Annotated in this window: 11 protein-coding genes; 8 read left to right on the top strand and 3 right to left on the bottom strand. The window is 64.8% G+C overall.

Translation table 11 applies throughout. The features are described from left to right. Positions 1 to 24: 24 nt before the first annotated feature. The 3 genes from D7S86_RS20650 to D7S86_RS20640 all read left to right on the top strand — a co-directional run bounded on the left by D7S86_RS20650 (position 25) and on the right by D7S86_RS20640 (position 3,073). A complete protein-coding gene (locus D7S86_RS20650; protein WP_121088789.1) occupies positions 25 to 966 on the top strand; it encodes an acetaldehyde dehydrogenase (acetylating) in 942 nt (313 codons plus the stop codon). Between the two features lie 13 nt (positions 967 to 979). Next, positions 980 to 2,014 (top strand): 4-hydroxy-2-oxovalerate aldolase, encoded by a 1,035-nt coding sequence (gene dmpG, locus D7S86_RS20645; RefSeq protein WP_121088787.1) that lies wholly within the window; start codon positions 980 to 982, stop codon positions 2,012 to 2,014. Positions 2,015 to 2,203: 189 nt separating this feature from the next. Beyond that, on the top strand, positions 2,204 to 3,073 hold the full coding sequence (locus D7S86_RS20640; RefSeq protein ID WP_121088785.1) for an alpha/beta fold hydrolase: 870 nt from the start codon (positions 2,204 to 2,206) through the stop codon (positions 3,071 to 3,073). A gap of 113 nt (positions 3,074 to 3,186) precedes the next feature. Here D7S86_RS20640 and D7S86_RS20635 read toward each other — a convergent pair whose 3' ends face one another. Together D7S86_RS20635 and D7S86_RS20630 are read right to left on the bottom strand one after the other, a co-directional pair. Further along, entirely contained in the window at positions 3,187 to 4,071 is an 885-nt protein-coding gene (locus tag D7S86_RS20635) for an amidohydrolase family protein (RefSeq protein ID WP_121088783.1), read from the bottom strand. A 24-nt stretch (positions 4,072 to 4,095) separates the two neighbouring features. Next, positions 4,096 to 4,575, bottom strand: a complete 480-nt coding sequence (locus D7S86_RS20630; RefSeq protein ID WP_121088781.1) for a MarR family winged helix-turn-helix transcriptional regulator — start codon at positions 4,573 to 4,575, stop codon at positions 4,096 to 4,098. Between the two features lie 168 nt (positions 4,576 to 4,743). Here D7S86_RS20630 and D7S86_RS20625 point away from each other — a divergent pair, with 168 nt between their 5' ends. From D7S86_RS20625 to mhpT, 4 genes are all read left to right on the top strand, one after another. Next, positions 4,744 to 5,571, top strand: coding sequence for a p-hydroxycinnamoyl CoA hydratase/lyase (locus tag D7S86_RS20625; protein WP_121088950.1), 828 nt, complete (start codon positions 4,744 to 4,746; stop codon positions 5,569 to 5,571). A gap of 231 nt (positions 5,572 to 5,802) precedes the next feature. Beyond that, entirely contained in the window at positions 5,803 to 7,737 is a 1,935-nt protein-coding gene (locus D7S86_RS20620; RefSeq protein WP_240648315.1) for a feruloyl-CoA synthase, read from the top strand. A 12-nt stretch (positions 7,738 to 7,749) separates the two neighbouring features. Beyond that, positions 7,750 to 9,630, top strand: coding sequence for an acyl-CoA dehydrogenase family protein (locus tag D7S86_RS20615; RefSeq protein WP_121088777.1), 1,881 nt, complete (start codon positions 7,750 to 7,752; stop codon positions 9,628 to 9,630). 90 nt (positions 9,631 to 9,720) lie between these two features. After that, on the top strand, positions 9,721 to 10,950 hold the full coding sequence (gene mhpT, locus D7S86_RS20610) for a 3-(3-hydroxy-phenyl)propionate transporter MhpT (RefSeq protein WP_121088775.1): 1,230 nt from the start codon (positions 9,721 to 9,723) through the stop codon (positions 10,948 to 10,950). Between the two features lie 12 nt (positions 10,951 to 10,962). On the opposite strand, the gene D7S86_RS20605 is transcribed toward mhpT, so the two are convergent. Further along, the gene (locus D7S86_RS20605; protein WP_240648314.1) at positions 10,963 to 11,739 is read right to left on the bottom strand and encodes an AraC family transcriptional regulator; all 777 of its coding nucleotides are present in this window, start codon (positions 11,737 to 11,739) and stop codon (positions 10,963 to 10,965) included. A 102-nt stretch (positions 11,740 to 11,841) separates the two neighbouring features. On the opposite strand from D7S86_RS20605, the gene D7S86_RS20600 reads away from it, so the two are divergent. Beyond that, a complete protein-coding gene (locus tag D7S86_RS20600) occupies positions 11,842 to 12,768 on the top strand; it encodes a DMT family transporter (protein ID WP_121088773.1) in 927 nt (308 codons plus the stop codon).

Genomic DNA, 12,768 nt, shown 5'->3' with positions numbered 1-12,768 from the left:
GACAGCACACGACTTAGGACTTTCATGAACACCGAAAAACTCAAGGCCGCGATCATCGGCTCAGGCAATATCGGCACCGATCTGATGATCAAGATCATGCGTCATGGCGAACACCTCGAAGTGGCCGCGATGGTCGGCATCGATGCCGCGTCCGACGGTCTCGCGCGCGCCGCGCGACTCGGCGTTGCCACGACGCACGAAGGCGTCGAAGGCCTCGCACGCCTGCCCGCATTCGCGGATATCGACGTGGTGTTCGACGCGACGTCCGCGAACGCGCACATCCACAACGACGCGTATTTGCGCGCGCTCAAGCCCGGCATCCGGATGATCGACCTCACGCCCGCGGCAATCGGCCCGTATTGCGTACCCGTCGTGAATCTCGACGCGCATCTCGATGCGCCGAACGTCAACATGGTCACATGCGGCGGACAGGCGACGATTCCGATGGTCGCGGCCGTCTCGCGCGTGGCGAAGGTCCATTACGCGGAGATCGTCGCTTCGATCAGCAGCAAGTCGGCGGGGCCGGGCACGCGCGCGAACATCGACGAATTCACAGAAACGACGTCGAAGGCGATCGAAGCCGTCGGCGGCGCGGCGAAGGGCAAGGCGATCATCGTGCTCAATCCCGCCGAGCCGCCGATCATGATGCGCGACACGGTCTACGTGCTGTCGGAGGCCGCCGACGAGGCGCGTATCGAAGCCTCGATCGAGCGCATGGCCGAAGCGGTCCACGCGTACGTGCCCGGCTACCGTCTCAAGCAGAAGGTGCAGTTCGACCGGATTCCGCCCGACGCGCCGCTCACGATTCCGGGTCTCGGACGATTCAGCGGGCTCAAGACGTCGATCTTTATCGAAGTCGAAGGGGCAGCCCACTACCTGCCCGCGTATGCGGGCAATCTCGACATCATGACGTCCGCCGCGCTCGCGACGGCCGAGCGCATGGCGCAATCGATCGCGAACGCATAGGGAGCACGGCACGATGAGCAAGAAACTCTATATCTCGGACGTCACGCTGCGCGACGGCATGCATGCGATCCGCCATCAGTATTCGATCGAGAACGTCCGCGCGATTGCGCGCGCGCTGGACCTGGCCAAGGTCGACAGCATCGAAGTCGCGCATGGCGACGGCCTGCAGGGATCGAGCTTCAACTACGGATTCGGCGCGCATAGCGATCTCGAATGGATCGAGGCCGTCGCGGATGTCGTCGAACACGCGAAGATCGCGACGCTGCTGCTGCCAGGCATCGGCACGATCCACGATCTCAAGGCCGCCTACGATGCGGGTGCGCGCGTCGTGCGCGTCGCGACGCATTGCACCGAGGCCGATATTTCGAAGCAGCATATCGAGTACGCGCGCGCGCTCGGCATGGACACCGTCGGTTTTCTGATGATGAGCCATATGACGACGCCCGAGAACCTCGCGGTCCAGGCGAAAAAGATGGAGCAGTACGGCGCGACCTGCGTCTACGTCGTCGATTCGGGCGGCGCGATGAATATGAACGATATCCGCGCGCGCTTCCAGGCGCTCAAGGCAGTGCTCGATCCCGCGACGCAGACGGGCATGCATGCGCATCACAATCTGAGTCTCGGCGTGGCGAATTCGATCGTCGCGGTCGAGGAGGGCTGCGATCGCATCGACGCGTCGCTCGCGGGCATGGGGGCGGGGGCGGGCAATGCGCCGCTCGAGGTCTTTGTCGCGGCGGCCGAACGCCTCGGCTGGCATCACGGCACGCATCTCTACACGCTCATGGACGCGGCCGACGATATCGTGCGTCCGCTGCAGGACCGTGCAGTGCGCGTCGATCGCGAAACGCTCGCGCTCGGCTACGCGGGCGTCTATTCGAGCTTCCTGCGGCACTCGGAAGTCGCCGCGCGGAAATACGGCCTCAAGGCCGTCGATATTCTCGTCGAGCTGGGTCGCCGCCGCATGGTCGGCGGTCAGGAAGACATGATCGTCGACGTCGCGCTCGATCTCAAACGCGCGCAGACCGACGCGCAGGACGCGCGTATTTGAGCGACGTATCTGAACGACCGTGACGCGATGCGGCGTCGTGTTTCGAGCCGCATGACACGTTCGATGACACGTCCTGCTGCGCGTACCACGCATGCCCCGATGCCCGAACCGGGCGATCTGAACATCGCACCCTGAACCGGACCGCTCGTGACCCCGTACAGATTCGAACCCAGAGAAAAGGATACTTCCATGTCAGCCGTGATCGATCCGCGCACCGAAGCGGAAACCAGCCGCTTTTTCACATTCGTCGAAGGCGATACGCAACTTCGCGTGCATTACAACGATGTCGGAGACGGCGACGAAACCGTCGTCATGCTGCATGGTTCGGGACCCGGCGCAAGCGGCTGGGCGAACTTCAATCGGAATATCGACGCGTTCGCCGACGCCGGCTATCGCGTCCTGCTGCTCGACTGTCTGGGTTGGGGCAAGAGCGATTCGATCGTCTGCACGGGCTCGCGCTCGGACCTCAATGCGCGCGTGCTCAAAGGCCTGCTCGATACGCTCGGCATCGAGCGCGCGCATCTGCTCGGCAATTCGATGGGCGGTCATAGCGCGGTCGCGTTCGCGCTTGCGAATCCGGCGCGTGTCGGCAAGCTCGTGCTGATGGGCGGCGGCACCGGCGGCCCGAGCCAGTTCGTGCCGATGCCGACCGAAGGCATCAAGCTGCTGCAGGCGCTGTATCGCGAGCCGACGATCGAGAACCTCAAGAAGATGCTCAACGTGTTCGTCTATGATCCGAGCACGTTGACCGAGGAACTCATGCAGGCGCGTTTGCAGAACATGCTCGCGCGGCGCGATCACCTCGATAACTTCGTCAAGAGCAGCGCCGCGAACCCGAAGCAATTCCCCGACTACGGTCATCGCCTCAACGAAATCAAGGCGCCGGCACTCGTGATCTGGGGCCGCGACGACCGCTTCGTGCCGATGGATGTCGGCCTGCGCCTTGTCTGGGGCTTGCCGAATGCGGACTTCCATATCTTCGGCCGCTGCGGTCACTGGGCGCAATGGGAACACGCGGCGGCATTCAATCGGATGGCCGTCGAGTTTCTCGCGGACTGAACGTCACGCGAGGTCGCGATGTGCGGCCGCCGGCCGCACATCGGCGGTCTGAACCCATGACGCGCGAGCCAGCCGCGCGTCGGGTGGTCACGCCGACGATGCCGTTGCGCGCGTTATGCCTGCGGTGCGAGCCCGAGCAGTTCGACCGCGTTGTCCTTGAGGATCAAAGGATGCACTTCAGGCTTGAACCCCACCGTCTGAAAGTCTTCGAGCCAGCGATCGGGACGGATCAGCGGGAAGTCCGACGCGAACAGCATCTTGCGCTTGAGCAGCGTGTTCGCGTAGCGGATCAGCTCGGGCGAAAAATATTTCGGCGACCAGCCCGACAGGTCGATATAGACGTTGGGCTTGTGCAGCGCGATCGACAGCGCCTGCTCCTGCCAGGGCCACGACGGGTGCGCGATGATGATCTTCATGTCGGGGAAATCGACGGCGACGTCGTCGAGATGGATCGGCTCCGAGTACTTGAGCCGCAATCCGCCGCCGCCATGCATGCCCGAGCCCATGCCCGAATGACCGCTGTGAAAGACGGCCGGCAGCTTGTGCTCGGCGATGACCTCGTAGATCGGATACGCGAGCCGGTCGTTCGCGAAGAAGGCCTGCATCGTCGGATGGAACTTGAAGCCGCGCACGCCGTATTCCTCGATGAGCTTGCGGGCTTCGCGCGCGCCGAATTTGCCCTTGTGCGGATCGATGCTCGCGAACGCGATCATGATGTCGCTGTTCTTTTGCGCGAACTCGGCGATCTCCTCGTTCGGAATCCGCCGGCGGCCGATGTTCGTTTCGCAATCGACGGTGAACATCACGAAACCGATCTTGCGCTCGCGATAGTGCTCGATCGTTTCGGGGATCGTCGGTCTGCGCCCTTGCTTGAGTACGGTGCCGAAGTACTTGTCCGCCGCATCGTCGAATTCTTTCGCAAAGAGGTCGGGGGGCTGACAGCACGACACTTCGGCATGTACGTGCGTGTCGATCGCGACGAGTTGTTCGATGTCCAAGGCGTGTCTCCGTTATGGGTGTGTTCAGCTCGCGCGCAGGCTTTTGACGCACGACTGCAGCAGGGCGCGAAGCGCGCGCGCATCGGCGTCGTCGATCGTATCGAGCATCGTGCGCTCGACGCGATCGGCCATCTCGTCGCAGCGCCGCAGCATGGTCTTGCCGGCCGCCGTGAGCTGCAGCAGCACGATGCGCTTGTTGTTCGGATCCGGTTCGCGCATGACCCAGCCGTTCGCTTCCATCGTCTTGACGACTTCGTTCGCCGACTGCGGCGTGATGAACGACCGCTCGGCGAGCTGTGCGTTCGACGAGCGCCCGCGCGCGTTGAGCACCGACAGCGCGGTGAATTGCGGCAACGTGAGGCCATGCTCGGCCAAGGCTTCCGACAGGCGCCGCGACACGATGCGGTCGAGTTGTCCGATCAGATAACTCAGCCGCATCGGCGAAGCGCTCGTCGTGGCGGCCGGTGCGACGCTCGCTGCGACAGGCTTCGCGCGCGTCGTCATTTCGGTGTCCCGCACATCGTTGGAAGATTTTCTGGCCATTGCGTCATGCGTGTTCGAAGGTCGTACAGGGTTTGTACCGACGCGATCATATTCTACTTTACATATCAGGAAGCCTGATATTAAATTGTGTTCACGGTCGCGATCGCGACGACGCACATGGAGACACGAATGAACTACGAAGGTCGCTGGAAAACGGTCAAGGTCGCGGTCGAAGACGGCATTGCGTGGGTCACGTTCAACCGTCCCGAGAAGCGCAACGCGATGAGCCCGACGCTCAACGCCGAGATGATCGACGTGCTTGAAACCGTCGAGCTCGACAACGATGCGCACGTGCTCGTGCTGACGGGCGAAGGCGATGCATGGACGGCCGGCATGGATCTCAAGGAGTATTTCCGCGAGATCGACGCGGGTCCGGAAATCCTGCAGGAAAAGATTCGTCGCGACGCAAGCCGCTGGCAATGGCAATTGCTGCGCATGTACTCGAAGCCGACGATCGCGATGGTCAACGGATGGTGCTTCGGCGGCGGGTTTTCGCCGCTCGTCGCATGCGATCTCGCGATCGCGGCCGATGAAGCCGTGTTCGGTCTCTCGGAGATCAACTGGGGCATTCCGCCGGGCAATCTCGTCAGCAAGGCCATGGCCGATACGGTCGGTCACCGCAAGGCGCTCTACTACATCATGACGGGCGATACGTTCACGGGTCCGCAAGCGGCCGAGATGGGGCTCGTCAACAAGAGCGTGCCGCGCGCGCAACTGCGCGACGAAGTGCTCGCGCTCGCGTCGAAGCTGCTCGACAAGAATCCGGTCGTGCTGCGTGCCGCCAAGCACGGCTTCAAGCGCAGCCGCGAACTCACGTGGGAACAGAACGAAGACTATCTCTACGCGAAGCTCGATCAGGCCAACGGTCGCGATCCCGAGCATGGCCGCGAGAAGGGACTCAAGCAGTTCCTCGACGACAAGAGCATCAAGCCGGGTCTGCAGGCGTATAAGCGCTGACCCGGACGTGCCGACGGATGCGCGCCGGAGGATAGGCGCGGCGGCGTCGGCGCGCGACATATCGAATCGGTCCGCGGCGGGGCCGCCGTATCGCCGATTCGTTCTCTGTGCAGCAGGGCGCGCAACAAGCGCTCGCACGACACCGCGCACGACGATTCTCTGAACGTGCAGTCGAGCGTCGCCGGGTCCGCGTGAAGCGGGTGCGGCGGCAGCCTTCTTAGGAGACAGGCTTTGGAATCGAAGCCGACTGAGGGACGCGGCATGGAGGCCGCGCAAACGCCGTTCGCCGGCTACCGTCCGGTATCGATCGGACAGTCGTCGCCGCGCGTCGAGCGGCGCGGCGAAGATTGGTATATCGAGGCGCGCGAGCCGCTGGGCGCGTACCCGCACCTGCTCACGGAGCGCCTCGTCAGCGGCGCGCGCGCGCATCCGGATCGTTGGCTCGTCGCGCGCCGCGGCGCGGACGGCGAATGGATCGGCATCAGTTATGCGCAGATGCTCGAACGCGCGCGTTCGATCGGACAGGCCTTGCTCGACCGCCATCTTTCGACGGATCGGCCGCTCGTGATCTTGTCGGGCAACGATCTCGAACATCTGCAGCTCGCATTCGGCGCGATGTGGGCCGGCGTGCCGTACTCGCCCGTGTCGCCCGCGTATTCGCTCGTTTCGGGCGATTTCAACAAGCTGCGCCATGCGATGCGTGTGCTGACGCCGGGTCTCGTCTGTGTATCCGACATCAATACATTTTCGCCGGCGCTCGCGGCGGCGGTGCCGTCCGATGTCGAGTGCGTGACGATCGCGGCGCCCACCGGCGCAACGGCGGCAGAATCGACACACATGGCGACGCGCAAGACGACGCTGTTTTCCGATCTGATCGCGACCCGAGCGCATTCGGTCGATGCCGCACATCAAGCCGTGACACCCGACACGATCGTCAAGTTTCTGTTCACGTCGGGGTCGACGAAGCTGCCCAAGGCCGTACCGACGACGCACCGGATGCTGTGCGCGAACCAGCAGATGCTGCTCGAGACGTTCCCGGTTTTCGGCGAGGAACCGCCCGTGCTCGTCGACTGGTTGCCCTGGAACCATACGTTCGGCGGCAGCCACAACGTCGGTATCGCACTGTATAACGGCGGCACGCTGTATATCGACGACGGCAAGCCCGTGGCGGGCAAGTTCGACGAGACGCTGCGCAATTTGCGCGAGATTGCGCCGACGATCTATTTCAATGTGCCCAAGGGCTGGGAAGAACTGACGGCCGCGCTCGAATCGGACGCACAGCTTCGCGCGACGTTTTTCTCGCGCGTGAAGATGTATTTCTTCTCGGGTGCGGGGTTGTCGCAGGCGGCGTGGAATCGACTCGAAAACGTCACGCGCGAGTATTGCGGCGAGCGCATCCGGATCATGGCGGGTCTCGGCATGACCGAGACGTCGCCGTCATGTTTGTTCACGACGGGGCCGATCATGCGCGCGGGCTATGTCGGATTGCCCGCGCACGGTTGCGAGGTCAAGCTCGCGCCCGTCGACGGCAAGCTCGAAGTCCGCTTCCGCGGCCCGCACGTGATGCCCGGATATTGGCGTATCGCCGAGGCGGATGCGCGCGACGTGTTCGACGACGAAGGCTACTACCGGACCGGTGACGCCGTGCGATTCGCCGACCCGGCGCAGCCCGAAATCGGGCTGATGTTCGATGGCCGCATCGCCGAAGACTTCAAGCTGAGTTCGGGCACGTTCGTGAGCGTCGGCCCGATGCGCGCGCGGATCATTTCGGAAGGCGCGCCGTATGTGCAGGACGCCGTCATCACGGGGATGAATCGCGACGATATCGGCGCGCTGATCTTCGCGCGTCTCGACGATTGCCGACGCCTCGCGCAATGCGATGCATCGACCGGCGCGACCGAGGTCTTCGCGGCGCCCGCGGTGCGCGCGTTCTTCGCGTCGCTGCTCAAGCGGCTCAATGCATCGTCGACGGGCAGCGCGACGTGGATTCAGCGTTTGCGGCTGCTTGAAGAACCGCCGTCGCTCGATCGCGGGGAGATCACCGACAAGGGGTCGATCAACCAGCGCGCCGTGCTCTCGCATCGGGCCGCGCTTGTCGAAGCGATGCACGCCGCCGGCGCGCCCGACGCGTCCGTGATCGTTGCGGATACCGCTCGATCCGCATGAGATGAGCCTGATATGACGGTTTCGTATCAAGCGCCGCTGCGCGACATGCGCTTCGTGATCGAAGAATGGCTCGACGCGCCGCGCGACTGGCAACGTGTCGACGCGTGGGCGACGCTCGATGCCGGCACGGTCGAACACGTGCTCGGCGAAGCCGCGCGTTTCGTGTCGGAGCAACTTGCGCCGCTCGACGGGCCGGGCGATCTCGAAGGATGCCGGTTCGTCGACGGGCAGGTCAGCACGCCGCGCGGTTTTCGCGAGACGTATCGCGCGTTCGTCGAAGGCGGATGGCCGACGCTCGCGCTCGCCGAAGACGCGGGCGGACAGGGATTGCCGCAGTTGCTCGACGCCGCGCTCCAGGAAATGCTCGCGGCGGCGAATCACGCGTGGCTCATGTCGCCGGGGCTCACGCACGGGGCGACGGCCTGTCTGTACGCGCACGGGTCGGACGCGCTCAAGCGCGATTATTTGCCGAAGATCGCGAGCGGCGAATGGCTGACCACGATGTGCTTGACCGAACCGCAGGCGGGCAGCGATCTCGGCCTGATCCGGACGCGCGCCGAGGTGGACACCGAAGCGGATGCCGACTCAGGCGGATACCGGATCACCGGCAGCAAGATTTTCATCACGGGCGGCGAGCACGATCTGACCGACAACATCGTGCACCTCGTGCTGGCGCGTTTGCCGGATGCGCCGGCGGGCACGCGCGGCTTGTCGTTGTTTCTCGTGCCGAAGTGGATCGCGCGCGGTGGTGTGTGCGGCCACGAGGGCGACCGCGAGCGCAACGGCGTGCATTGTGACGGCATTGAAAAGAAGATGGGTCTCAAGGCCAGCCCGACATGTGCGATGCGGTTCGAGCATGCGCGCGGCTGGCTGATCGGCGAGCCGCATCGCGGGCTCGCGTCGATGTTCGTCATGATGAATGCGGCGCGTCTGCAGGTCGCGATGCAGGGCGTCGGGCATGCGCAGTTCGCGTGGCAACGTGCGAGCGCGTACGCGACCGAACGCTTGCAGATGCGGGCGGTGTCGGCGCCGCCGGGAACACACGCGCCGGCGCCGATCGCCGCGCATCCGGCCATGCGCCGGATTCTCATGGACATCCGCACGACCGTCGAGGGTGCGCGCGCCATCGGTTACTGGATCGCGCACGGGCTCGATATCGCGGCCCACGATCCCGATCCGGATGCGCGTGCGCGCGCCGAACAGATGGCGGCGTTGCTGACGCCCGTCGCGAAGGCGTTTTTCACGGCCCATGGATTTGCGTGCGCGTCGAATGCGCTTCAGGTCTTCGGCGGCTACGGCTATATCCACGAGTACGGCATCGAGCAGACCGTGCGCGACAGCCGCGTGTCGATGCTCTATGAAGGCACGAACGAGATTCAGGCGATCGATCTGCTCGTGCGCAAGGTCATCGGCGATGGCGGTGAGCGGCTTCGTATGCTGCTCGATACGCTCGTCGCGGAGGCCGATCGTTGCACGGCCGGACATGACTCGACGGAGCGCGGCCCGAGCGCCGCATACGCCGACGCGCTCGTCGCGAAGGCGCACGTCTTGAGATCGATGTGCATGCATGTCGACGTCTTGAGCACGGCACTCGCGCGCGACAGCGTCGCCGATGCCGAGCTGCCTTACCGCGTCGCCGACGACTATCTCGCGATGCTCGGATGGCTGTTGCTGACCTTCGCCTGGTTGCGTACCGCGCGCGTCGCGCATCGCGAGCCGGCGCACGAGGCTTGCGCACGCGACGCGTTCTACGCGGGCAAGCGCGCGGCCGCGGCGTATTTCTTCGACTATCGCGTGGCCGAGTTCGAGCATCGCAGGCGTCTCGTCGAGGCAGGATTGCGCGCCGATCTGCCGTGCGACGCGGCGCTATCCGGCGCATCCGATGTCATGTAGTCGTGCACTCGCCCGCGCCAAGCGCGTTTTTCGGCTCAAGAGCTGGACGTAGACGCCAGCCTTTGCCTTCATCAGGAGACAGGAGACACCGTGTCCACTACCACTACACAACGCCCGGTCGCCGCGACCACGGGCACGGCATGGGTGTTGAGCCTGTGCCTGATCGTCGCGATTCTCGAAGGCGTCGATCTGCAGTCGACCGGCGTGGCCGCGCCGCGCATGGCGCATGAATTCGGGCTGTCCGTCACGCAGATGGGGCTCGCCTTCAGCGCGGGCATGTTCGGCCTGTTGCCGGGCGCGATGATCGGCGGCCGGCTCGCCGATCGTATCGGCCGCAAGCGCGTGCTGTTGCTCTCGATGGTCGTGTTCGGCATGTTCTCGATTCTGACCGCGCTGGTCTGGAGCTTTCCGAGCCTGCTCGTCGCGCGCGTGCTGACGGGGCTGGGTCTCGGCGGCGCGATGCCGAATCTCATCGCGTTGTCGGCCGAGGCGGTCGCGCCGCGGCGCCGGAATACGGCGGTCAGCATCATGTATTGCGGCATGCCGCTCGGCGGCGCGCTCGCGGCATTCATCGGCGTGCTCAGCGCGGGCGATACCGCGTGGCGGCACATCTTTTACGCGGGCGGCATCGGACCGTTGATCGTCGTGCCGCTGCTGCTGCTCTGGCTGCCCGAATCGCGCGCGTTCGAAACCGAGAGCGCGGTCGCGCGAGGCACGGCGGTCGAACCCAAACCGACACTCGCGGTGCTGTTCGGTGAGGGCCGCGCGGCGGCGACGATCGAAATCTGGATCAGCTACTTCTGCACGCTGATCGTGCTGTATTTCCTGCTCAACTGGTTGCCGTCTCTGATCGTGAGCCGCGGCCTGAGTCATGCGCAAGCGGGCGTCACGCAGATCTTCTTCAATGCGGGCAGCGTGATCGGCGTGCTCGCGCTCGGTCTGCTGATGGATCGCTACAAGCCGCGCGCGATCGTGACAATCGTCTATGTCGGTATCGTCGCGTCGTTGATCGCGTTGTCGGGCGCGATGACGATGGGCGCGCTGTCGGTCTCCGTGCTGTTCGCGGGCATGTGCGTCGTCGGCGCGCAAGCGGTGCTCTATGCGCTCGCGGCGGCCTGTTATCGGACCGAATTTCGCGGTACGGGCGTCGGCGCCGCCGTGGCGGTCGGCCGCCTCGGTTCGATCGTCGGACCGCTCGCGGCCGCGCAACTGCTCGCGATCGGCAAGAGCGCATCGATGGTCATCGGCGCGAGCGTGCCCGTCACCGTCGTCGCGCTCGTCACCGCGTGGCTCGCGGTCCGGCATGCGCGGGCGGACTGAAGGTCGCCGCGCTTAGCGATAGAACATCGACGGCGCAATGCCGAAGTGCTTCTTGAACATCGCGGCGAACGCGCTCTGGCTCGTATAGCCGTGGTCGAGCGCGACGTCGACGATCTTCTCGCCGTGCGCGAGCCGTTCGAGTGCGAGGAACAGCCGCGCATGCTGACGCCAGCGTCCGAATGTCATACCGGTTTCGCGATGAAACTGCCGATGCAGGGTGCGCTCCGCGATACCGAACGCCTGGGCCCAGTCGAGCACGGCGTGCGCCTGATCGGGCGCACCCATGATCGCGTCGCAGATCGTGCGCAGCCTCGTATCGACGGGCCACGGCAGATAAAGCGGCAGGCGCGGGATCGCCGCGAGTTCGGCGAGCAGCAGATGCATGATCAGCGCGTCGCGGCTGCCCGGCGCATAGTCGAACGGCACCTCGACGGCTGCGAGAATCAGCTCGCGCAGCAGTGCATGAACTTCGACGACGCAACTGCTGCTCGGCAAGTGATCGACGGTTCCGGGTTCGACGAACACCGTGCGCATCTTGACGTTGCCGCTCATGCGCACCGTATGTTCGAGCCCCGCGTCGAGCCAGACGGCCCGGGTGGGCGGGACGACCCAGCGACCCGTCTGCGCTTCGATGAGCATGACGCCTTCAATCGCGTAGAGCAGTTGCGCGCGCCGGTGCGTATGCGGGGCGACCCACGCGCCGGACGGGTAGTCGGCCGCGAGCACGGCGACGGGCATCGGCGTCTGTTCGTAACGGACGTGGACGTCATGCGGCGGCGACGGGATCATCGAGGTGGCAGTTTTACGATAAGTCTCGCCAGTTTAGCGTGAGACGGATCGCGACGGCGCGCGCACGATCGGGCCTTCCCTGTTTCGGAGACGATCCTCGCCATGTCCGCGCCGTATTTCCTGTTCCCTTTTGCCGCGATCCTGTTGTGGGCCGGCAATGTGATGGTGTCGAAGCTGTCGGCCGGCACGATCGACCCGACTGCGATCACGTTCTGGCGGCTCGTGCTGGCGACCGCGCTGATGAGTCTGTTCGTGTTGAAACCGGCCTGGCGCAATCGTGCGGCGATCGTGCCGCAGTTGCCGCGGCTCGCGTTCCTGGGTTTTCTTGCGATGGCGTTGTTTCAATGCCTGTCGTACGAGGCCGCGAAAACGACGACGGCGACCAATATGGCGATCATGACGTCGCTCGTGCCGTTGCTGACGATGGGGTTGTCGGTCGTCGTGCTGCGCGAGCCGCCGACGCGCGGCATGGTGTTCGGCGGCCTATTGTCGTTGGCCGGGCTCGTGTATCTGATCAGCGCGGGACAGCCGAGCGCGTTGCTCGCGGGCGGCGCGCACCTCGGCGATCTGCTGATGCTCGACGCGGCGCTGGCGTACGCGCTCTATAGCGTGCTGGTGCGGCGCTGGCATGTGGGCTTGCCTTCGTGGCAATCGACCTATGTCCAGGCGATGTTCGCGCTGGTGTTCATGTTCGTGTTCGATTTGCGCTTGCCGTGGGAGACCATGTTGCCGAATCGCGCGAGTTTGCCGCTGATCGCGTATGCGGGCAGTCTCGCATCGGTCGTGCTGCCGTACTTCTGGATGCAGGGCATCCGGCATCTCGGTCCGAATCGCTGCAGTATGTTCATGAATCTGCTGCCCGTCGCGACCGCGGCCATCGCGGTCGGGTGGTTCGGCGAGCATCTGCATGGGTATCACGTGCTGGGCGGCGGCGTCGCGCTCGTGGGCGTATTGATCGCGCAGTTGTGGCGGCGTCCGCTGTCGGGCGGCGTCGCTTCCGGCGCGATGCGCACGTCCGCGAAGACTTAG

This window comes from Pararobbsia silviterrae (assembly GCF_003628125.1).
Taxonomy (GTDB): domain Bacteria; phylum Pseudomonadota; class Gammaproteobacteria; order Burkholderiales; family Burkholderiaceae; genus Pararobbsia; species Pararobbsia silviterrae.
Note: the sequence above shows the minus strand (reverse complement) of the source record. Positions and strands in the feature narration are given on the sequence as shown.